This is a genomic window from Bacillus silvicola, from assembly GCF_050524305.1.
Taxonomy (GTDB): Bacteria; Bacillota; Bacilli; order Bacillales; family Bacillaceae_G; genus Bacillus_A; species Bacillus_A cereus_AT.
Window position 1 is genome coordinate 428,848 of sequence record NZ_JBNGVC010000012.1, and the last position, 21,234, is coordinate 450,081.

A 21,234-nucleotide genomic window follows, 5' to 3' on the forward strand; every position below is an offset into this window, starting at 1 on the left:
TACTCTATAAGGGCATCCATATTTTGAAACCACAATTTATACCAAAGTAGCTGTTTGGCCCCAGGTTAAGAAAACAACTATAAATTCATCACTAAGCTAAAAACCGATTTCCTTAGCGTACAGGAAATCGGTTTTTTCTTTGCTAGAAGTTGCTTAGCGTATAATTTCCGCGTTTTGTCGGCAGGACCCCTTATATGGAATCTTGTATAATGTCGTACTGAATTTAAGTATGCCTAAATGGACTGCACATATGGTAGCTACGATACTTTCCCTTGGTATTGCCTATCAAACTTTTATAAATTTCATTTAAATTTTTTTATTATGCGTAACAAAAAGGTCGCCACTTACGGCGACCTTTTTACTATTTCACTTCTACCGTATAATTCCCTGTTCCCCCGCCATACTGATACACATGTAAATAATACTTTCCTGGATACGTATAATAACTTCCTACTAACTTATTTCCTTCTTGCTGGGCATACGTAACATAATTATTTAAATCCGCTTCTGAATAAAGAACCCAGTTTACTCCGATATTATTTTCCTTCGTTACATTAATTTGTAGGTTTTTCGCAGTTTCCACATTTATTTCAAAGTAATCACTCGTATCACCATTTCCTAAACTAGCACGTAAAACTTGATTTAATTGCAGTTTATTCGCTGTCTGGAACGAATTATTCGGTTCTTTTTCTATACTATTATCTTCTTTCTTTTGAACCGTTACATTCGTTGTAACAGTATTCGTTAACCCTTTGTCATCTGTTACTGTTAATTTCGCTGTATATGTTCCTTCTTTTGTATACACGTGAGTCGGATTTTGTTCATTACTTACAGTACCGTCACCAAACTCCCATTTATAAGAAGCAATTTTCCCATCTTCATCTTTTGATCCATCGCTTTTAAACGAGATTGCTTCATTCACATTTCCGCTATACGGACCATTTATAACCGCAATTGGTGCTTTATTCACTGCACCTTCTTCTGTATTAATGCCGTGGAACACAACATCATATTCAAATTGCCCTGATGCATTCACACGATAATCCACAAAGTAAGCTGTTACTGTTTTGTAGCCTGTCCATTCTTTCGCACTTAAACGTTTTAACGTATCATTTACGTTTTGCGTAATTGTTTTCCAGTCTTCATATTCTCCTTTTGTAGCTGTTCCTGTATATGTTCCTTGTAGTGTAAATGTATTAAAGAACTGTGATTTATTTTTCTTTACTGATACATTACTTAATTTTGCTTCCGCCGTTATTTCTGCCGCAATATCTGAAACTGGTTTCGGTGCGTGAGTTGCTAAATAATCATCTGATACTAATGGAACATTATATTTCTCACGGTTATCTACTAACATTTGCATATAGTCTTGATACTCTTTATTTAAATTCGCATCTTTACTTAAAGCAGAGCGATATGCATCATATGCTGTAACATCATTTTTCCTAATAAGATCATGTATTTTGTCAAACATATCATATCTCTTATTGTACATATACGATTGTAAAGCGAAGGAATAATTATAGAAATCCCACGTTCCATACTTCGCATTTAACGTTCGCTCTGCCGTATAACGTTCTGCTGGATTTGAAGATAGCCCTCCTATAATGCTCTTTCTTGGAACGACGTTGTCCGTTCTCGTTGCACCTGCAAAGAACTCAGCATTCCCTTCTTCAAACCAAGATAATCTCTCATTCTCATACATCTTACCTTGCCCCCAAAGTCCTGGCACTTCATATCTACCTTGTAAGTAATGCGTGAACTCATGTCGGAACAATTCTTCTAAACTATAAATACTTTCTTCTGGCGTACGTTCATAAGTAAAGAACGTACCTGTTCCTTCTATATAAAGACCGCCGTTATTCGTTTCATATCCGTACAATTGACGGTTAAATTGATATTCAGCTGGACTATTATAAATAACCATTGTTAATACGTCATCTGGATTTCCTTTTTCTAAAGGTTGATCACTTTCAACCGTACGATGGAATTGTGCTTTCACTTCTTTTGCTGCCCAATATAAACGTTTCACTTTCTCTTCAGTCACTTTATCTCCGGCTTTTAAAACAATTGCCCCATCATCAAACGTATACGTTTTTGGCAAATATTTTTTCTTACCATCTTCTCGTATTTGATCTAAATCAACCACTTTACCATTTGCATCTTTCCCACCATAATTCGTCGTAATTTGCTCAGCTGCTACGAAATATTGCTCACCTAAATATGGGTAAATTTTCATCGCATCTGTTACAACTTGCAATCCTTTCGTCCCTGTACTATGGAACATACCGAGTCTACCTGTATAATAGATCCCATTATTAATAAGCCATCCGTTTTTCGCTGTAACTGTTCCCATTAACGCAAATCTACTTAACTCATTAATATAACTATCTATTTTTTGATACCACATTGTATCTTTCGGTGCTTTATTCGTATCGTACAAATACGACTGAATATCATAATCGACACCTTGCATAATATCGTACACTGCATTACCTGCTGAACGATTATCTATAAATGTAGAAAGACTATCATTATATTGCTTGAAAATGTTCGCAGCTGATGAAATCGTTTCCGCATCACTAGAAGCGTTTCCTATTAATTTTCCATATGACGATACAACTTTATTTTGTTCTAACGTACCGAGTTTGAAATTTGAGTTTTGAGAAATCGTTTTCAATGCAGGTAAGCACTTGTCATGATAGCTTCGTTCATTAAGTTTACTTAGTTCTGTATGATAAAAACCTAAATAAAACCCAGAACGTAATACCTCTACTAACGTTTCAATCCCTTTTGAATCATCCTTCGTATAAGTTTGTCCTTGCTGCTTCAATTTATCAATAATCGCCTGCATCCTACTATCATTTTGATAGAATGCAAGGCTGTCCTTATTAAACTGAAATAGCCCCGTAATTTGCTCCCAATTAATAGTTACGAGCAAATCTACTAACTGCTGATTACTTAATTGATTCAACTCAGCAATTGTATATGTTTTCGCTACAGCTAATTGCTGACTTTCTTTTTTTACTTCTGGTGGTCTTTGCGATAAATCGGCTAATTGTAGCCTTTTCTCAAACGATTTGTTTTCTAGCACTTTAGATGAGTGCGCTAACTCTTGCATCGGCAATTGTACACCAACTGGCTCCATTTTGAGCACATTTCGATAAGAAACTTGTTCCCCCCTAGTATCCTCTGCCGATATGTTCCCTTGAAAACTACCTAACATTAAACTAACAAAACTTACCCCTACTAACATTTTTTTTGAATAGCCTTTCATAATCTCCCCTACCTTACATTTTTAGTGTCCCGCACCATAATTTTACTATTCTGACTATTTGTTATGTATTGAGAAAAAATAAGGTAACGTTCACACATGTATCTATTCAAAGCAAAATTAACACTTGACTTCCCATACAATTCGTGTCAAAAAAGGATAGATAATAGCGAAATTCCTGCTACATCTATCCTCTTTTTCAACGCTATGATTTTAACTTTATAAACGTGACTTCCGGTAATGTTTGCATATGCTGAATAAATGCATTCTTTTCTTCAGGTGATATATTTTTCAGCTTCATTCCTACCTTATAAACTACACCTGTATCTCGCTGTAAAGTTTCAACTTCATATGAAAGTATTGGAATACCTTTCACTTGTAGCGTTTCTAATATTTGTTGTACTGCTTCATGCTTATTAATACACATTTGCACTGTTATATTTTGTGGAAATAAAAATTGCACCTTAAAAATACGACTTACAATCTCTAAACCAATTAAAACGAGAATCGTAGCTCCAATCCCTACTACATACATACCCGCTCCAATCGCTAATCCAATTCCTGCTGTAGCCCATAAACCAGCCGCTGTCGTTAATCCTTTCACCGCCTGTTTTTGAATAATAATTGTACCTGCACCTAAAAACCCCACTCCACTAACAACTTGGGCTGCAATACGACTTGGATCAAGAGACATATGATTTTCAAATATAATATCTGAAAAGGCATATTTCGAAACAACCATTATTAAAGCACTCCCTACCGCTACGAGGAAATGAGTCTTTAATCCAGCTTCTTTTGATCGAATTTCCCTTTCAATACCAATCATTGCTCCTAATAAACCAGCAACACCAATTCGTATAATAAAATCAATATGTAAGCTCACGGACACTTCCCCCTTTCATTCATTATAGATAGATAAAATAAAAATTATCACACACATCCATTTATCGATATGAAAGCATTTCGTTAAAATATACTTAATATCCCGTTTTATTTATGTTAATATTTAAAATATTAACATAAATAAAAACAACATACTTTTCATATGAATACTTTAAATTTTAAAGCGTAACTAATTTTTAATTAAAAACGGAATGTAGGCTGCATGAAATGAGGTTGAGAAAGTTCAGAAAACGTTTTCATTTTATGCCGTGATTTTTTGAAAATACTACACAAATAAAAGGAGCTTACTAACAATGAACGTCACTTTACTTACACCTACTACTGATTTACAAAAAGAATACCTAGATTTCTATAACGAATGGAAAGATAGCGGTGAAACGATGATTCCATGGGTTATTTCAAAAGACCCTTCTAACTTCCCAGATATGATTCAAGAACTGCTCGATGCACATAACGGAATAAATATTCCTGAAACTTGGGTACCAGATTCTACGTATTGGCTCGTTACAGATAATAATAGAATTGTAGGAGCTGTTAATATACGCCATAGTTTAACTGAACATCTATTTAACGCTGGAGGTCATATCGGTTATGGCATTCGCCCTTCTGAAAGAAAAAAAGGTTATGCTACGAAGTTACTAGAATTATCATTAGAAAAAACGAAGGAATTAAACATCACGAAAGTACTTGTCGTTTGCGACGAAGTGAATACAGCTTCTGAGAAAACGATTTTACATAACGGTGGACTTCGTGATGATGATTTCACTGAGGAAGATGGGAATGTAGTAAGAAGGTTTTGGATTGAGCTATGAAAAAGTCATCCAATGAACATAATCTTGTTATAGAGAAATATAGTAGAAGTAATGAGCTAAAAATAAAACAACTTATTGATTTATACAATGAAGAATCTTATCTATTTAACTTATTACAAGATAATAAAACAAAATGTGCGTATGTTGCCTACTATAAAAAAGATGTAGTAGGCATCTTTTTCGCCTGGAATAGCAACTTCCATCCATACTGCACATACTTTCGAATATATACGAAACCTTTCTATTCAGGGCTACACATTGAACAATTTTTATTAAACGAGATTCAAAAACGAGAAAACTTCAAACTACCATTACAAACCTCTATATGGGAAACATCAGCTCATTTAAAAGCTTATTATGAAGAACATAATTTTACGGAAATCCGAAGAACATATATGCCGATATTAGACTTACAAAAAATAATACTTACCAATCAAATCCTTAATTTAAATTATCATTTACAAACCTTATCGAACATCTTATCCAACAATAGTTTATTAAAAAAACTAGCGCACTTAGTAAAAATGAATTACGAACAGACTCACCTAGCAAATCCCGTTGCCTCATTCCCCCTCGAAACTTGGCAAAAAATGATCTTAGCTGATGATATCCTACTTGAAGGAAGCTTTCTAATTATCGATGAAGAGAACGAGATTATTGGGTACTCTTTCCTCCATACATCAAAAAAGGATAATACGCTAGAACTAGGACTGTGTGGGACTCACACTACGGACAATTTACCATTACTAAAACTGCTCGTTTTAGAACAAACTACGTATGCAAATAAAAACGGTTATTCTTTCGTTCAAGGTGAATTCGATTCGACGAGTATGTATGCAATGGAAATATTAAAATCTTTTCCTTTTAACCCTTGTCCTACTTGGATTACTTATCAAAAAGAAACCAGAAAGTGATAGCACACTTTCTGGTTTCTTTTATAACGCCTCTATTTCAAACTGCACTGTAATACCACTTGGGTCTACTACGGTAAATCCATTTGAAGTTTCATTTATCTCATGTTGTTTTTCTATTAATCTTTCTTTTACTTCATCTAACGCTTCTTTATGTGGTAGTACAATCGTATACACTTTTAATCCAGTTGCATGTGCTGGCGGGTGCGGATTATTTACCCCATTCCACGTATTTGCACCGATATGGTGATGATACCCTCCTGCCGAAATGAATAAGCAATCATCTTCACGCTGCTGCACTTCAAAACCTACTGTTTCTACATAAAATTCATGAGACTTTTCTACATCAGCTATTCGTAAATGTACGTGTCCAACAACCGTATCAGCTGGTAATCCATCGACCTCATAATCAACGAGCGTTGCCAGTTCTTTTAAGTCAAGCGGCGTACTTCCTCCTGGCCCTTCTCCCCATTGATCACGTGGACGGTCTGCATATATTTCGATACCATTACCCTCTAAGTCTTGTAAATAAAACGCCTCACTATACGTATGATCACTTGCGCTATTAAACCTTGAAATTGGTAAAATTTCATTTGAATATGTATAACGCCCTTCTTGCTCAGATGGACTATCAATTACGTTCTTATTACGAAGCACACCAAATAGTGCCGAAGCAAAAGCTTCACGAGTCGGAACTAAAAAGGCGACATGATATATACCCGTCGTACGCGGTTCTTGCAGCGCTGCATCTTCCAGTTGCTCAAGAACAAGTAACGTATTCTTACCACCCTTCCCTACTAAATATGCTGTATTCCCGTCTTTCTTAATTACCTCTAGACCAACAACATTTTCATAAAAAGCAATTTGACGCTCTAAATCTTTCACTTTAAATGTAACATGACCAATACGTGTTTTCGGATGAATTTGTACCATAAATAACTTCCTCTCCAGTTTCCTCTAGTTTTTTATATAAGTTGATAGGTCATAGCCCCATTCAACGAATACACCTTAATTTTGTTTTTTTGTAGCATCAATTTTTAGCCATTTTTTCGATATGTCACTCAATGTTCCATCTTGCTCTAATTCTTTTAACGCTTTATTTATATCTTCTAACTTTTCACTCTTTTTTGCAAATGGAAATGCAATCTCTCCCCATTCAAGTGGACCAAATCCAACTTTCACATTATCTAGTTTCGCCTTTGTTATTGTTGTTTCCACTTGAACTTTATCATTATAATAAGCATCGACGCGTCCAAATCCTACTTCGTTCAATTCCGCCGTTGGATCCTCTGAGTACGTTTTAATCGTAAAAGCATTATTTTTATTTAAAGCTTTTAACTCCTGCTCTCCTGCTGTACCAAGTCCAACACCTACAGTTTTTCCTTTTAGATCCTCTATCGATTTAATTGTATTATTATCTTTCTTCACCGCAAAAACAGATCCTGAATACACATATGGGATCGAAAAATCATATTTCTTTTTTCTTTCCGGAGAAACGGATAATTCATTTGCAATCGTATCAATACGACCTGAATCTAATAAACCAAATAATCCTTCAAAATCAGAAACATTCCATTCTACTTTATATCCAGCTTTTTTAGCAGCCGCCTCAATAATTTCAGCATCAAAACCTTTTACTTTTTCACCCTCTTTAAAAATAAATGGACTACGACCTGCAGAAGTCCCAACTTTCACTACTTTTTCATTCGTTTTTTCACTTGATACGTTAGAACCACATGCAGACAAAGCTCCAACTGATAGTGTTAATGCTATCGTTAGTAATAATGACGATTTTCTCATAACTCTTCCTCCTAAATAACGAAATGATTTCCTTCTTCAGATGCATTTAATTGTCGTAAAAACTTTTTCGTACGTTCATTTTGTGGGTTTCGAAAAATCTCTTCTGGCGTTCCCTGCTCTACGATAATTCCATCCGCCATAAATATAATGCGATCAGCCACATCTTTTGCAAAATTCATTTCATGTGTAACAATAACCATCGTTATATGCTGTCTTGCCAAGTCTTTAATAACTTGCAGTACCTCATTAACTAATTCTGGATCAAGCGCAGAAGTCGGTTCATCAAACAATAATACAGCGGGATTTAAAGCCATTGCTCTAGCAATCCCTACCCTTTGCTGTTGCCCTCCTGATAGCATCGTTGGATAAAAATCTTCTTTCTCAGCTAACCCTACTTGTTTTAATATTTCTCTAGCTATTCCCTTTGCCTCTTCCTCACTTTTTTTCTGTACAACCGTTAATGGCGTTGTAATATTTTGCAGTGCTGTTTTATTTTTGAATAAATTATAGTTTTGAAAAACCATAGCTGTTTTTTGCCGTAATTGTATTATTTCTTTTTTATAAAGTTTCTTCGCATGAATCTCCAAATCTTCAATTCTAATACTTCCATCATTCGGTTGTTCTAATAAATTCAAACATCTCAGTAGTGTCGATTTCCCTGAACCAGAAGGTCCAATAATTACTACCACTTCCCCTTTTTTCACAGTAAGTGAAATTCCCTTTAACACTTCATTATGTTTGTAGGATTTATACAAATCACTTATCTCAATCACATACTTCACCTCATTTCTGTTATAAATACGGCGCATCAAGTTTCTTTTCTAATTTTTTCTGCCCCCAGCTAATTGCAATTGTAATAATCCAATACACAATCGCTACCGCTAAATAACTTTCCATATAACGATACGATTGAGCAGCTAACATTTTCGCTTGTGCTAAAATTTCAGCCACCCCAAGCGCAAAAGATAACGAAGATTCTTTTAACAATCCAACAAAATTATTTCCAAGTGACGGCACTGCTACACGAATAGCCTGCGGAAAGATAATTTGCCGCATCGCTTGTGCTTTTGTCATCCCTACTGATAAACAAGCATCCATTTGCCCTGATTCAACAGCATTTAATGAACCTCGAATTATCTCTGACAAATAAGCAGCATTATTTAAACTGAGACCAATTAAAGTTGCTTGCATAGCTGTAAGTACTGTAAAAGCCGGAGATATTTGTGGCAATCCGAAATACAACACAAACAATTGAACTAATAACGGTGTTCCTCTAAAGAAAGAGATATACACCCTTGCAATTGGATATAAAAATTTCGTTTTGTTTTTTGTTATGGTTGCCAAGCCAATCCCTATAAAGAAAGAAAGAATCATGGAAACAACAGTAATCCCTAAAGTTATGTATACATACTTAAATAATTGCGGAAAACTTTCTAAAAAATACGTTACATCAAATTTCATTCTATCCCCCCTCTCTAAACAAAAAACTCTTCTTACACATATAAGAAGAGTTGAATGTTAATCCATTCCCCCCATCTTCCAGACGCCTCATACGTCTGCTGGAATTAGCACAGTACTTTTGTAGCCTGTTGCTGAGATTTCATCGGGCCAGTCCCTCCATCTCTCTTGATAAGAAAACTAATAAATTTTTCCATTTATTAAGTTGTTATTATGAAGAATACAGCTAAATTAAAACAATGTCAATAGGAAAACTAAGAATTAAACCCATACTTATTTCTTACATACAAACAATATGCCATCAAAATTACTCTTCTTTATACAACGTACACAAAAAGCCGGTACTTCTAACAAACTTAGAAATACCAGCTTCCAATCTTTTACTCTTATAGCTTATGATATTTATCTCATTTTATGTACTTCAGCAACTAGCTTTCCACCTTGTATGCCCATATACAACTTAACAGGAGCATCATTCGTGTTTTCAAATACTAAGTCTAAATATGGATATGCAATTGTAGCATCTCTTCCTTGTGGTACATAACCTACTGTTTTAGAATGTGTAGTTCTCTCTACCATTTTCAAACCAGCTTGATCTGCCGCATTGAATAAAGTAGATGATGTTTGACAAACGCCACCACCATAACCATCTACTAATTTACCATCTACAATTTCTTTTCCTAATTGGTACCCTTTATCTGGTGTTGTATCTCCAATTAGTTCATTAAAAGAGAAACGGTCTCCTTTCGCTAAAACAACTCCACTTACGCTCTGAGCAGATAAACGAATATTTTCAATTCGACCACCTGTTGAGCCACCTAAATTCGTTTCATATCTACCAATTACAGTACCACTGCCTTGCGCATCACTTAATGTTGCGGTAGGCTTTTTCTCCACAATTGGTAACTGATAAGTAGAATCCCACATACCTACATTTAATAATTTGTCTACTAACTCTTTTTCCATTAATTCATACGAAGGTTTTCCTTCTTGCCACGTTCCATCTGGCGCTAAACGTGAAGGAACCATCTTTTTATCGACGCTCTTTCCTACCTCACTAGCAACCTTTGATACCGATTTTTTGAATTTCGCTTCATCTTCAAAATAACCTAAGCTTGATAAATCTAGTTTCTTCACTTCAGTACCAGTACGACCATCCACTAAGCTAATTGAATCCTGTACATCAGCCTTAGCCTCTACAACGTTCCCACCAATATCACTCACTAATGCAACATCACTTACTTTTGCGCCACAACCACTTACTATAGCTACGCATAGCACCCCTACTAATATACCCTTTACTTTACGGAACAATATACTCTCTCCTTTTCCCCAACATCATTTCTTATGTATTATTTCATTTTTATGTATGTTTTGTTACAATCATTTTACAATATATTTAGAAAATGTTACAAGTTATTTTTTACTCTATTTAAATTACTCTTTTCTTTTGTAAATGTCTATACATATTAATATAAATTTTCGAGTTTGATAAGATTGTAACTTTTATGTAACCTATCTCTATCCAGTATATACCATTTAACGCATGGAATACAATTGTAAAACTCTTTCATTTCACCTCTTTATTCACCTACATGCTTCATAAAACGTAATGCTGATTTCTCATATATGATCATTATTAAACAACTGAAACCAAATTTTTATAGATCAAAACAATCAATCCCTTCAGCGCATCTAGGTATTTGCCGTGCCACTACTCCGCTTCTGCACATACATTATGGTGAATTTAACCTAATTATAAAGAAATGGAGGATGTGTTTATGTATCCCTACAATCCTTATGATCCATATAACCAATATGGTTACCAACCTCAGTATGATTTAGAGACACAATACCAACAATATATAGATCAATCAGAACAAGTTAATCCATATGATCAAAATCGCCAATTTCAACTTCCAATCTCTTTCCCTGGTACTGGAAACCGTCAACTAGAACGACGAGTAAATGAGCTTGAGCAAAGAGTACGTCAACTAGAAAACACAGTTGAGCGTCATACGCGTAGATTAAACCGCTTAAATCAGCGTTTACGTACAGTAGAAAATAGACTAAACATTCCATTTTCAGCATTAGAAGACGGATTTTAATTTCGAAAATAACAAATATATAAGGAAGGGGCTCCCCCTTCCTTATATAAATTGACGAAAGTTTTTTCCATCTCTATACTGATAAGAGTTAATGAAATGAAACAAGGTGATAAATATGGATTTTGAAATAAATTTTCTTTCCTTTTATGTAGTACAAGTAGAAGGAAAAGGTGAAGCAGTTGATAAACGCTATAAACATTTTCAAACATTAGACGCTGAAGAGTATGAAGATAGCTCTTTAAAAGAATTTTTGAATGGTGAATTATTAAAAATTTCAAAGCGAAAAGTAGAACGTCACGCAAAAACAGAACAAGCCCCAACCAAAATTGGTCGCTTTATTGTAGAAGAAGGACATGAACTTGATTCAAACCCTCATTACAACCTTTTTAATCGTATTCGCTTTGCAGAAACAAAAGAAAACTTCAAAGATATGAGCGAACCTCTCGTTTATACATATCTTGACACAAGCGCTGTACGTGGTGGTGTATTTTTAATCGCTCAAGCAAAACTACGCAAATACTTTGATGATCCATTCGTTTTCGTTATGAAATGTGACTTTGAACCGAAAGTTGCTTCTATTTCAGATGAATCAACACTGATTCGTAACGTTGAAATGGCCATCACAACAAAAAACATGAAATCTATCCAATATCCGTACATGCCTGAGGAAGGCATGGTCGAAGTAGGCGAACTAAAAATACACCAAGCATCACACGCCCGTTACTTTGAAGACTTCTTAAAATTCGTCGAATACGAACGCTCTATGCCTGAAATTATGAAAACACAAGTAATGGACATGGTATACGACCAAATTGAAGATGTATTTGAAGAAGGTACGGAAGAACGCGAACAATTCGACCAAGCGATGGAAGTATGGGCTGCCAGTCCGAAACGCGAAATTATGGAACAATTTTCAACCGAAGAAGTAATGGAAGCTACCGCTCAAATCGTCGAGCATGCTCCTGAAGTAGAATTAAAGTTAAAAGCAGATCATATCTCTGTGAAGGCCCTGCTTGCTGATTTTGGAGATCAAATACATATCGCAAAGGTAAATGACCGATACGTACTAATGATCGAAGCAGACACACTTACATTTGAAAAAGGATTCTCTCCAATTGAGTTTCTAAAGCCGGATGAATTGCAAGACGTGATTGAGCGGATTGAGAATAAGCAACAGTATTCTTATGATCCGAACGGGATTGAATAAATGCTTCCATATAACTATTTTTACCGAGCGCTATTAACAAGCGCTCTTTTATTTTGGTCACATTTACATATCTATTTTGTGGTCACTAAAGGTATATGGATACTAAAACCACTTTTTTTATACAATTTCATATTACTAATCAATCGGAGGTCTGATCATTTTCTTCTATTATGTACTTATGATCGAGGCTGATACGCTTACGTTTGAGAAGAGGTTCTCTCCTATTGAATTTTTAAAGCCAGATGAGTTACAAATAGTTATGCAAAAAATCAAAAATAAGAGTTGATATGTTTTTATAATGCTAAAGAAGCTGTACATTCTCTTTATACAGCTTCTCCCCTCAAAAACTACTAATTTTTAATGATTGTACGGCATTCCGCAAGAACAACGATGCGAACCGAATAATAAGTTATAGGACGCAGGAAATTCTTGATTTACACGTTGTACTTCTCGTGCAAATTCTTCTTCGTCTGTTGGTACTCGAAAAAGTGCATCTGCATTTTCTTGTGTATCTATATTGGCTCCAGGTGGCACAAACCTATTCCTCGAAACACGTACACCGTTTGTTACTACTGCATTGTATGAAATAAATGTTCCTTCTCCAATAATCGCATTATACACAATTGATTTAAAACCGACGAACACCTTATTTCCTATATAACAAGGACCATGAATGAGGGCGCCATGCGCAACACTTACTTTTTCCCAATATAGATGGAATACTCTTTATCATCAACAGAAACGAATTTATTCAATAAACCATGTAAGATAACTCCGTCTTGCAGATTTGTGTTTGAACTAATATAAAATGGAGTTCCTTCATCCGCACGAACGCTTACATTAGGAGCTACATATACATTATTTTTAATTCTCACATCGCCTATCACACTAGAAAATGGACTTATGAAAGCTGTTTTATCAATTTTAGGATAACGTTGAATCGGATTAAATGAGGTGATAGGGTTGGGGCTTATGAAGGGAGCAAACGAAGGATGGTGGCTCCTACAATTTCTTTTCGTCAAGAAAATATCTCCTTTAAAATCATATATATAGTATTCTATGTACCCCCTGCTATTTTGGAGACAAGTTGTTAAAAGATTAATAAGTATTATAGCGACTTGCTGATGGATTCGGTTACGTTTGAGAAGGGGTTCTCTCCTATCGAATTTCTGAGGCCAGATGAATTGCAGGATGTAATTGAGCGGATTGAGAAGAAGCAGCAGTATTCTTATGATCCGAACGGGAGTGAATAAATGCTTCCATGTACTAAACGTTATTTACATAAACAAACTATTTAGTGTCTTTTTGTTTTACAGTATCACATGCTCGCTATTTGGAACATAGTTGTCATTTATATTAAAAACCGATTCTACTAAGAATCGGTTTCTCTGCTTTATAACAAAATATGCTTATTTTTAAATTTTTTTAATCCAAGATGACATTTTTTGCAAGGTCAAGTAGATCCCTTCCTTGCTCTACAAGCGTATTTCCATTACAAATATTCGCTTCAATATTTTTAGTTGACCAAGTCCTTCTATAAGTTTTTGGTGTCCTTTTAGTCACTATGTATGTTGGTAAAATGAAAATTTCACTTCACTACCTCAAATTTATTGTACTCGTAAAAAGATAATTGAAAACGATATTTTGGATGTTCTCTCACCCAATCGTAGGCTTCTTCTAAAATATCCATTTTGTTTTGTGAGTCATTAAGTTCACTACATTCATCCCTTTTCTGTTCGCACAGAGGGCAGAATCCATTCACTATCTCGGCACTCATCGCACTAATAGTTTTACTTTCTAAGTCAACTAATAGACGAAGAATAAGAGAATGTTCTGCTTTTGTAGTCACCATCATTTCAGCAATTCTATCCTCATTCCAAAAGACACCGTTTAATTCCATCTTTACGTTGACATCCTTGATATCCAAGTTTATCACTATCACATCTCCCTTTTATAAAAATCTTATCTTACTCTTCTATTTTAATCGTTAATACCCCACGGTTTAAAGATATGTTAAGTTTTTTCCACTTCTTCTTCTTTGCTATAAGAGGAAGTGTAATTACTGCTAAAAGTAACGTGAATATTACACCAAAAACTAAAACGGTTAAAATATTAAAGATTGCTTCCATTTAACTGTCCACTCTTTCATTTCTATGAGTTCTTATTTTATTAATACATTTTACAATTCTTACTACGCCTTTATTTTCAAAGCAATTATAATGGCTCAATTATAACAACAAATTAATTTCTATTTAATATGAAGACTTTATCCACCGTCAAAGCGATAAAATTAAATTTATGTAGTTAGAAATGGAGGAGAATCTCATTTAACCTCTGTATTCTCCTCCATCTCAGCCAAATACCTAAGTTGCCGCTCTGCCTTTCTCACTGCAGTAGGAAAGTGTTTTTTTAGAAGTTCTACTGCAGATTCACTTATATAATATCTTTCCATTATACTTTCCCACGTGTCACTACTTTCAAATGCACTCCATACAAAAGGACGCTCTGCACTTTTTTTCATTTCTTTAAATACCCATTTTCGCATCTTTTTTTTCGCTTTTTCTGTTAGTTTTCCGTTCTTTACAAGTTCAAGCTCACCATGTCTCTTGTATCGCTTATTAATATCTCTCTCACTATATGCTTTAAGAAATATATTCGCTGTATTCTCAGCATCTGCGAAAGCACGATGTTGCCTACCTTCCCACGTTAAATCAAGCTGCTCCACTGCAAATTGTAAACTTGGTGTATGCTCAAATAATTCTTCATACGCTTGGAAAACAAATTTTTGCACATCAAATCTGCTCTCTTTTTCCATGCATGGGCATTCTACACCATGTAATGTACAATCGTGAGATAGAAAACGATAATCTTCTTTTCCCCATGAAATAAATATAGAATCTTCTCCGATAAACTTAATAAATTTCTCTATAATTTGAGGGAACTTCTCTACACCAATTAAATCTTGCTTTGTAATTCCAGTTAATTTTGTTGTATGACGAGTTAATGAGGCACTTGGTTTTACTAACTCTGAAAATTCTCCAATAATCTTCATCGTACTCGCATCTATTTTTACAGCTCCAATATCAACTATTTCTGACGGATCTTCCGATTTATAAGGCCTAAAATTCCTTTCAATATCAAACACAATGAAATGTGTAGCGTTTTTCAATTTATTTACCTCTTTCTAAATTCCTTTTCACGCAAATACTTTATTTTCAGTATTTATTTATTAATGCACTTTATGCATGAAATACCTCGTGTAAAAAAACAAAAATTCAGTCTTATTATCATATGTACATTGGAGGATATTCAATAAGAACGCAAAAAAAAGAAGGGCAAGCCCTTCTTTTTTTCATAATTACTTCTTGTTTACGTTTGTAGCTTGAGGTCCACGGTTACCTTGTTCTACTTCGAAAGTAACTTCTTGACCTTCTTCTAAAGATTTGAAGCCGTCGCCTTGGATAGCTGAGAAATGAACGAATACGTCTTCTCCGCCTTCAACTTCGATGAAACCGAAACCTTTTTCTGCGTTAAACCATTTTACTTTACCGTTTTGCATTTAAAAAATCCTCCTACAATGTACCTATATGTACATATTCATTTTCAACCACTTTACAATAATACGTCATAAATTAAAAAACTGCAACCCCCGAAGGAGATTTAACATTGCTACCCCCTTGGAAGTTACAGCTCATTTAAATCTCTATATTATTAAAAGTAAAATGGTTTAAAGTAACTATATCATATCAATATAATAAAAGTAAAGTTTTTTTTTAAGCTATACAGCTTTTTTCTTCCATTGCATCGTTTTTAATTCACCTGATCCAGCTACAACATAGTCTTCTTTTTCATTCACAATGCGCCAACCATGCCCTTTAACCGAATCACATACTGTAACAATTCCTTCTTCAAGAAGCACACGGCAAACAGTGCTAATTCCCGCCTTATTTTGCGTTGACGTTGTATATAACACATGTTGATCTACACTTAAATCTAAATAGCTACTCGCTTTTTGTTCACTTTGACATGTATGCCAACATATTTTTTCATTCTCAATACTCTCATCTATTTTACAAAAAGAAATATTCCCATTAATTCCCCTGCACGATCCACTTGCCGCTACTAAATAGGAATTATGTATAGTCAACGCAGAAATCATCTGGTTCATCGCTATTTTAATCCTTTTTAATTTACGTGTCTCTAAATCAAAAAGCCAAACACCACCATATTTAGTATGTATTTTCGTACCGATAAATAAGTAATGTTTATATAAAAATAATGATCGAATAGATGGTGCCTCGCTATCGTAATTAAGAAATGGCTGAATAGTCTCCCATGTGGAACCAAAATTATTAGAATGATACAGTGTTTTATCTCCATGAGCAATTACTGTTCCATTTTCATTACTACATACATTCCAGCTCGTTGCTTTCGTTGGAAAGCGCTGGATCGTCCACGTTTCTCCACCATTCATACTACGAATAAAAACTCCTTCGTCTCCTACTCCGTAAACTACGTTATCTTCACTATGTAAATCTCGAATTCGTTTTTGGAATCCAGTTAAAATCTGTTTCCATTCTCCATTTTTTTCAATGAATAAACCATTATATGTAGTAGCTAACAAAAGCTTTCCATCTCTTAACTTTGTAATAGCGGTTGCACTGAACTCTGTTTCCACGTTGACACTCCCATTCTTAGAACTTCTCGGCAAAAGCAATTGCAAAATCACTGCATTTTTCAACGTCTTCTTTATCTTCTGGAGCTAATTCAATTTTCAATCCTTCTTGTACGAGTTCTGCCCCGCATTTTACAAGACGTTCTTCAAATATCGTTACCGCTTCACAAAACAGTTCATACGCCGTATCACCTGATCCAAAAACAGCCACTTTTTTACCCGTTAAATCTATATTTTCTAACTCATCATGGAAATCTTCCGCTTCAAATGGTAATTCACCATCACCCCACGTATAAGATCCTAAAATGATTCCATCATAAGCTAATAATTCTTCAGCATCCATACCTTCCATCTCTTGTAATACTACTTCATGATCAAAGGCATCTAAACTTACTTTAATTAAATCAGCAATACTCTCCGTATTCCCTGACATACTTGCATACGCTATTAAAATTTTCGCCACCTTGGCATCCCCCTCTTACAATAAATGATTCTCATTCTCATTATATTAATAATGAGAATCAATTTCAATTATTATTTTCATCCGATTTATATCCTTTTCATTTATGTTAAAAGAAATCGTACATATGACTATTACTTTTTCATTTTGAGTATTAACATTCATATTCGTCTATTGCCAAATCTAGTTTCTCAACTTATTGTATATACATCCTTTCACATTTAATATGTTGCATATATAATGCGAAAGGCCATTTACACATTTCATTTTTTTCAGGTAACAAACAATTTCGATTTTACAAAAAGAGGAGTCTTTATAATGAAAAAAATTTTTATTAGACTTTTAAAAATATCATCCCTTTTGACAGCACTATTATTAACAGTGGGTGCCATTATTCTATTTGGCACTTCATACGGCCATAATTTACGTGTCATCGCAGCGGAAAGTATTTTAACGTCTCAACATCCGCAATACGCAAAAATTACATTACTGTCTGATAACGAGTTAAATGATATTTCTCAATCCATTACAAATCCAAAATGGAAAAATAGCGAGTTTGCCAATACAAAACTTTCAAAACAAGAATTAGAGCGAAAGAAAAATTTACCACTAACTGTTTCGATTGAAACAGTTAAGAAAAAATATAACGACCATTTTTTCGAAGGTAAATTAATGACTATTAGTAATCCATTAAATGTAAAGCTCGTTACACAACAAGGTTCACAAGGAAAAGACGTTGGGGAAAAAATATATGTCATGGCAAAACGAAACCATGCACTTGCTGCTGTAAATGCTAGTGGGTTCTGGGATGAAACGGGGCATGGTGGTGGTAAAACAGGCATCGGTATTGTTATGGAAAACGGGAAGGTCATAAACACACCGCAAGACATTAATACCCCTACTCTCGTTAGTGGACTTACAAAATACGGACAAATGGTTTCAGGAGAGTTTTCTGCTAATCAACTGTTAAATAAGAATGTCGTTTCCGCTGCTGGCTTTATGCCTCAACTAATTGTAAATGGCGAAAAAATGATTACAAATGATGGCGGATGGGGCTATGGTCCCCGAAGTATTATGGCCCAGAAAAAAGATGGATCAATTATGTTTTTCATCATTGATGGAAGACAACCTCATAGTATCGGAGCTTCTTTAAGGGACTGCCAAGATATTCTTTATGAAAAAGGGGCCATAAATGCAATGGCAATGGACGGGGGCTCGTCAGCGACATTGTACGCAATGGGAGACATTTTAAACATCCCTTCAACCTTATCTCATAAATCACGCTATTTACCAAACGCCTGGGTTGTTACCGCGAACCCTAAGCAACAAGTTCATGTATCAATAGACGGCAACCCCGCAAGCTCTCAAAAGATTTCCGAAATGACAGGATCTACTACTGTAGCTATAAATAAATAAATAAAAAAGAACAGATGACTATACAATCATCCGTTCTTTTTTATTACTTTTTAAAAATACCAAATGGTTTTCCAACTGGTAATACAACTTTTCCGAAGTGTGTATTTAACACGGCTGCTGCTGAACCATAGAAAGATAATAATGAAATACATAGTTCAGAATACGCTGCTAAATTATGCATTGCGTGCGGCATAACACCTAAAGTACTTAATGAAAGACCGATAAATAAGAAATCAATAAGGACGAAAATCATAAATAATACTTTATGTGTTTCCATTGCACCAATTGTCATAAAGATCGTGAAAATCAAGTATCCGATAAAGGCTACACCAAGCTGTTTTGAATCTGCAGTTTGGGCTAATTTTTCGCCAAATACTCCAAGTTGAATTAACCAAGTCATTCCAACACCTAACCAAAATAGGCCGTACGCACCAAATGCTGTTGTACCGAACGTATTGTTGTGCTTTGCATCGTGAATGCATGCAAAGATTTGTGCAAATCCTCCTAAAAAGATTGCCCATGGTAATACAAGTGAAACGCCATCTGTTAAGCCTAACTTTTGAGACGATGCTACAAGTGTTACCATCGCTAATCCAAATAGACCTATTCCAGATGGATCTGCTGTTGTCATTTTCACATGATGTGTAGTAGTTTGATTGCTCATATAAACCTCCTGATTATAAACATACTCGAATACAATACTTAAATCAGAAGGCTATGTCAATGGTTTTTTTTGTATGTTGTCAGACCTTATCTTATATAATAATCGAAGATACTTCCAACCACTTCATAAGGTTTTATATTTACATTTTCCAATTCATTTACCGGCATCCATAAAGGAATATAGCTGCCTCTATCTTTCCGTTTGAATTCCTCACCTTTACCACTTCCAAAAATTCCATCTATAATATGGGCATCATAATAATACTCGGTACCGTTATACTCCACCGTTGCAATAAGGTGCCCCATTTGTATATGTACCCCTAATTCTTCGTAAACCTCTCGCTTCGTTGCTCCTTCAGGTGTTTCTCCTTATTCAATTCCCCCACCTGGAAAAACAAAATATACCTCACCTTCTCGAACACGTTTTATAAGAGCGATTTTACCATCCTGTATAATTATGGCTGCACCGCGATTTCTTCTCACTTTATTACCTCAACACCAATCGCAACTGTTCCCCATTCTTTTTCTTGTTCTTTCGTATATATTTCGTATGTACTTTCTAACATTTCTTTTATACTAAGTTCTTCACAATCAAATAATTTTTTATCAATTTGTTCGTACATTGCTTTAAAGCTTTCGTATCGTTTTATCTCCGTTACTTTTACAGCCATCGTTTCTGCTGTCGTAAGGTTCGTAAATACAATTTCATCGTCTTGTTTTATAAGTTGACGTTTTTTATCGTATAAGCGTACTTCATATACTTTTTTTCCTGATTGAATTGACTGAAAAGGTTTATTATATAATCCCATTTCGTATCTCATACATTCCACTCCCTTTTATTCATCTTGCCTACTAACATTTTTGCACATTACTATTTCATACAACATAGTTCGCCTTACTTCACCTTGCATACAATGTTCCATATCCATTACTTTCTTTAGAGAGGATGCTAAAATTGGTATGTTATATTTAAATCAAAAACCTGAATATAATAAATATGATATCGGTGATTATACTTACAGTAAAGTAGGCCCTATTATTTTTTCTTGGAATGATGAAACAAAATTAAAAATAGGTAAGTTTTGTTCATTAGGAGAAGAAGTCGTTTTCGTACTTGGCGGTGAACATCGTGCTGATTGGATAACAACTTATCCATTTAATGTCCTCTTCGAAGAAGGAGCACACATTACTGGTCATCCTTCTTCAAAAGGTGATATCGTAGTCGGCAATGATGTATGGATTGGTTATCAATCCTGCATTTTATCTGGTGTTACAATTGGTAACGGGGCCATTATCGGGGCCAAGAGTGTTGTTACAAAAGACGTACCTCCATATGCAATCGTCGCTGGTAATCCTGCCAAACTAGTTCGATATCGTTTCCCGCAAGAAATCATTGAAAAACTAGAAAACCTTGCATGGTGGGACTGGGACATTTCCGTTATAAAAGGAGCTATTCCATTTCTACTCTCCAACAAAGTCAACGAATTTTTCACTTCTCCCGAAGAAGAAGCTACTTGATCTAAACAAAAAGAGCATCCTATTCTTTC

General features: G+C 34.9%; 21 protein-coding genes, 4 pseudogenes and 1 riboswitch. Of the genes and pseudogenes, 8 read left to right on the top strand and 17 right to left on the bottom strand.

Annotated features, from left to right (window positions below; all coding sequences use genetic code 11):
- Window positions 1–361: 361 nt before the first annotated feature.
- Both colA and ACP6L7_RS14080 read right to left on the bottom strand, forming a co-directional pair.
- The gene (colA, locus tag ACP6L7_RS14075; RefSeq protein ID WP_097832777.1) at window positions 362–3,277 is read right to left on the bottom strand and encodes a collagenase ColA; all 2,916 of its coding nucleotides are present in this window, start codon (window positions 3,275–3,277) and stop codon (window positions 362–364) included.
- A gap of 202 nt (window positions 3,278–3,479) precedes the next feature.
- On the bottom strand, window positions 3,480–4,157 hold the full coding sequence (locus tag ACP6L7_RS14080) for an MgtC/SapB family protein (protein WP_097832776.1): 678 nt from the start codon (window positions 4,155–4,157) through the stop codon (window positions 3,480–3,482).
- 313 nt (window positions 4,158–4,470) lie between these two features.
- Here ACP6L7_RS14080 and ACP6L7_RS14085 point away from each other — a divergent pair, with 313 nt between their 5' ends.
- Both ACP6L7_RS14085 and ACP6L7_RS14090 read left to right on the top strand, forming a co-directional pair.
- Complete coding sequence (locus ACP6L7_RS14085) at window positions 4,471–4,989, top strand: GNAT family N-acetyltransferase (RefSeq protein ID WP_097832775.1); 519 nt, start codon at window positions 4,471–4,473, stop codon at window positions 4,987–4,989.
- Window positions 4,986–5,903 (top strand): GNAT family acetyltransferase, encoded by a 918-nt coding sequence (locus ACP6L7_RS14090; protein WP_097832774.1) that lies wholly within the window; start codon window positions 4,986–4,988, stop codon window positions 5,901–5,903. The genes ACP6L7_RS14085 and ACP6L7_RS14090 overlap by 4 nt, the downstream gene beginning before the upstream one ends.
- Before the next feature lie 21 nt (window positions 5,904–5,924).
- On the opposite strand, the gene ACP6L7_RS14095 is transcribed toward ACP6L7_RS14090, so the two are convergent.
- The 5 genes from ACP6L7_RS14095 to ACP6L7_RS14115 all read right to left on the bottom strand — a co-directional run bounded on the left by ACP6L7_RS14095 (window position 5,925) and on the right by ACP6L7_RS14115 (window position 10,472).
- Window positions 5,925–6,833 (bottom strand): VOC family protein, encoded by a 909-nt coding sequence (locus tag ACP6L7_RS14095; protein WP_097832773.1) that lies wholly within the window; start codon window positions 6,831–6,833, stop codon window positions 5,925–5,927.
- A gap of 75 nt (window positions 6,834–6,908) precedes the next feature.
- Window positions 6,909–7,700 carry an amino acid ABC transporter substrate-binding protein gene (locus ACP6L7_RS14100; RefSeq protein ID WP_071747614.1) on the bottom strand — a complete coding sequence of 264 codons (792 nt, stop codon included), beginning with the start codon at window positions 7,698–7,700 and terminating at the stop codon, window positions 6,909–6,911.
- Between the two features lie 11 nt (window positions 7,701–7,711).
- The gene (locus ACP6L7_RS14105) at window positions 7,712–8,473 is read right to left on the bottom strand and encodes an amino acid ABC transporter ATP-binding protein (protein WP_170961061.1); all 762 of its coding nucleotides are present in this window, start codon (window positions 8,471–8,473) and stop codon (window positions 7,712–7,714) included.
- A 19-nt stretch (window positions 8,474–8,492) separates the two neighbouring features.
- Entirely contained in the window at window positions 8,493–9,161 is a 669-nt protein-coding gene (locus ACP6L7_RS14110; protein WP_097832771.1) for an amino acid ABC transporter permease, read from the bottom strand.
- A 68-nt stretch (window positions 9,162–9,229) separates the two neighbouring features.
- Window positions 9,230–9,336, bottom strand: a riboswitch (SAM riboswitch).
- A 224-nt stretch (window positions 9,337–9,560) separates the two neighbouring features.
- On the bottom strand, window positions 9,561–10,472 hold the full coding sequence (locus ACP6L7_RS14115) for a VanW family protein (RefSeq protein ID WP_097832770.1): 912 nt from the start codon (window positions 10,470–10,472) through the stop codon (window positions 9,561–9,563).
- A gap of 467 nt (window positions 10,473–10,939) precedes the next feature.
- Between ACP6L7_RS14115 and ACP6L7_RS14120 the strand changes: the two genes are divergently transcribed.
- From ACP6L7_RS14120 to ACP6L7_RS14130, 3 genes and pseudogenes are all read left to right on the top strand, one after another.
- Window positions 10,940–11,266, top strand: coding sequence for a hypothetical protein (locus ACP6L7_RS14120; RefSeq protein WP_071747617.1), 327 nt, complete (start codon window positions 10,940–10,942; stop codon window positions 11,264–11,266).
- A gap of 115 nt (window positions 11,267–11,381) precedes the next feature.
- Complete coding sequence (locus ACP6L7_RS14125; protein ID WP_000345024.1) at window positions 11,382–12,473, top strand: DUF3900 domain-containing protein; 1,092 nt, start codon at window positions 11,382–11,384, stop codon at window positions 12,471–12,473.
- A gap of 169 nt (window positions 12,474–12,642) precedes the next feature.
- Window positions 12,643–12,759 (top strand): annotated as a pseudogene (locus tag ACP6L7_RS14130) (DUF3900 domain-containing protein); the annotation flags it as partial.
- 71 nt (window positions 12,760–12,830) lie between these two features.
- On the opposite strand, the pseudogene ACP6L7_RS14135 reads toward ACP6L7_RS14130, so the two are convergent.
- Window positions 12,831–13,495, bottom strand: a pseudogene (locus tag ACP6L7_RS14135) (LbetaH domain-containing protein).
- Between the two features lie 72 nt (window positions 13,496–13,567).
- Here ACP6L7_RS14135 and ACP6L7_RS14140 point away from each other — a divergent pair.
- Window positions 13,568–13,726 (top strand): annotated as a pseudogene (locus ACP6L7_RS14140) (DUF3900 domain-containing protein); the annotation flags it as partial.
- Between the two features lie 335 nt (window positions 13,727–14,061).
- On the opposite strand, the gene ACP6L7_RS14145 reads toward ACP6L7_RS14140, so the two are convergent.
- The 6 genes from ACP6L7_RS14145 to ACP6L7_RS14170 form a co-directional block, all read right to left on the bottom strand.
- Entirely contained in the window at window positions 14,062–14,409 is a 348-nt protein-coding gene (locus ACP6L7_RS14145; protein ID WP_141533566.1) for a hypothetical protein, read from the bottom strand.
- A gap of 31 nt (window positions 14,410–14,440) precedes the next feature.
- Window positions 14,441–14,602, bottom strand: a complete 162-nt coding sequence (locus ACP6L7_RS14150; protein ID WP_097832769.1) for a hypothetical protein — start codon at window positions 14,600–14,602, stop codon at window positions 14,441–14,443.
- Between the two features lie 194 nt (window positions 14,603–14,796).
- Entirely contained in the window at window positions 14,797–15,642 is an 846-nt protein-coding gene (locus tag ACP6L7_RS14155) for an exonuclease (protein WP_097832768.1), read from the bottom strand.
- 189 nt (window positions 15,643–15,831) lie between these two features.
- Window positions 15,832–16,032 carry a cold shock-like protein CspB gene (cspB, locus tag ACP6L7_RS14160; protein ID WP_001179147.1) on the bottom strand — a complete coding sequence of 67 codons (201 nt, stop codon included), beginning with the start codon at window positions 16,030–16,032 and terminating at the stop codon, window positions 15,832–15,834.
- A 219-nt stretch (window positions 16,033–16,251) separates the two neighbouring features.
- Window positions 16,252–17,151, bottom strand: coding sequence for a WD40/YVTN/BNR-like repeat-containing protein (locus ACP6L7_RS14165; RefSeq protein ID WP_097832767.1), 900 nt, complete (start codon window positions 17,149–17,151; stop codon window positions 16,252–16,254).
- 16 nt (window positions 17,152–17,167) lie between these two features.
- Complete coding sequence (locus ACP6L7_RS14170; protein WP_001062757.1) at window positions 17,168–17,611, bottom strand: flavodoxin; 444 nt, start codon at window positions 17,609–17,611, stop codon at window positions 17,168–17,170.
- A gap of 315 nt (window positions 17,612–17,926) precedes the next feature.
- On the opposite strand from ACP6L7_RS14170, the gene ACP6L7_RS14175 reads away from it, so the two are divergent.
- Complete coding sequence (locus tag ACP6L7_RS14175) at window positions 17,927–19,024, top strand: phosphodiester glycosidase family protein (protein ID WP_098361996.1); 1,098 nt, start codon at window positions 17,927–17,929, stop codon at window positions 19,022–19,024.
- A gap of 43 nt (window positions 19,025–19,067) precedes the next feature.
- Here ACP6L7_RS14175 and ACP6L7_RS14180 read toward each other — a convergent pair whose 3' ends face one another.
- The 3 genes and pseudogenes from ACP6L7_RS14180 to ACP6L7_RS14190 all read right to left on the bottom strand — a co-directional run bounded on the left by ACP6L7_RS14180 (window position 19,068) and on the right by ACP6L7_RS14190 (window position 20,508).
- The gene (locus tag ACP6L7_RS14180; RefSeq protein WP_000070943.1) at window positions 19,068–19,688 is read right to left on the bottom strand and encodes an acetate uptake transporter; all 621 of its coding nucleotides are present in this window, start codon (window positions 19,686–19,688) and stop codon (window positions 19,068–19,070) included.
- 86 nt (window positions 19,689–19,774) lie between these two features.
- A pseudogene (locus tag ACP6L7_RS14185) lies at window positions 19,775–20,170 on the bottom strand (NUDIX hydrolase).
- A complete protein-coding gene (locus ACP6L7_RS14190) occupies window positions 20,167–20,508 on the bottom strand; it encodes an ASCH domain-containing protein (RefSeq protein WP_097832765.1) in 342 nt (113 codons plus the stop codon). The pseudogene ACP6L7_RS14185 and the gene ACP6L7_RS14190 overlap by 4 nt, the downstream one beginning before the upstream one ends.
- A 139-nt stretch (window positions 20,509–20,647) precedes the next feature.
- Between ACP6L7_RS14190 and ACP6L7_RS14195 the strand changes: the two genes are divergently transcribed.
- Window positions 20,648–21,205 carry a CatB-related O-acetyltransferase gene (locus ACP6L7_RS14195; protein WP_002128459.1) on the top strand — a complete coding sequence of 186 codons (558 nt, stop codon included), beginning with the start codon at window positions 20,648–20,650 and terminating at the stop codon, window positions 21,203–21,205.
- Window positions 21,206–21,234: the final 29 nt, after the last annotated feature.

Excerpts from the sequence above, each read along its gene's own strand:
- colA (WP_097832777.1), bottom strand. The coding sequence starts at position 3,277 with ATGAAAGGCTATTCAAAAAAAATGTTAGTAGGGGTAAGTTTTGTTAGT.
- ACP6L7_RS14085 (WP_097832775.1), top strand. The coding sequence starts at position 4,471 with ATGAACGTCACTTTACTTACACCTACTACTGATTTACAAAAAGAATAC.
- ACP6L7_RS14090 (WP_097832774.1), top strand. The coding sequence starts at position 4,986 with ATGAAAAAGTCATCCAATGAACATAATCTTGTTATAGAGAAATATAGT.
- ACP6L7_RS14095 (WP_097832773.1), bottom strand. The coding sequence starts at position 6,833 with ATGGTACAAATTCATCCGAAAACACGTATTGGTCATGTTACATTTAAA.
- ACP6L7_RS14100 (WP_071747614.1), bottom strand. The coding sequence starts at position 7,700 with ATGAGAAAATCGTCATTATTACTAACGATAGCATTAACACTATCAGTT.
- ACP6L7_RS14110 (WP_097832771.1), bottom strand. The coding sequence starts at position 9,161 with ATGAAATTTGATGTAACGTATTTTTTAGAAAGTTTTCCGCAATTATTT.
- ACP6L7_RS14120 (WP_071747617.1), top strand. The coding sequence starts at position 10,940 with ATGTATCCCTACAATCCTTATGATCCATATAACCAATATGGTTACCAA.
- ACP6L7_RS14125 (WP_000345024.1), top strand. The coding sequence starts at position 11,382 with ATGGATTTTGAAATAAATTTTCTTTCCTTTTATGTAGTACAAGTAGAA.
- ACP6L7_RS14150 (WP_097832769.1), bottom strand. The coding sequence starts at position 14,602 with ATGGAAGCAATCTTTAATATTTTAACCGTTTTAGTTTTTGGTGTAATA.
- cspB (WP_001179147.1), bottom strand. The coding sequence starts at position 16,032 with ATGCAAAACGGTAAAGTAAAATGGTTTAACGCAGAAAAAGGTTTCGGT.
- ACP6L7_RS14175 (WP_098361996.1), top strand. The coding sequence starts at position 17,927 with ATGAAAAAAATTTTTATTAGACTTTTAAAAATATCATCCCTTTTGACA.
- ACP6L7_RS14180 (WP_000070943.1), bottom strand. The coding sequence starts at position 19,688 with ATGAGCAATCAAACTACTACACATCATGTGAAAATGACAACAGCAGAT.
- ACP6L7_RS14190 (WP_097832765.1), bottom strand. The coding sequence starts at position 20,508 with ATGAGATACGAAATGGGATTATATAATAAACCTTTTCAGTCAATTCAA.
- ACP6L7_RS14195 (WP_002128459.1), top strand. The coding sequence starts at position 20,648 with ATGTTATATTTAAATCAAAAACCTGAATATAATAAATATGATATCGGT.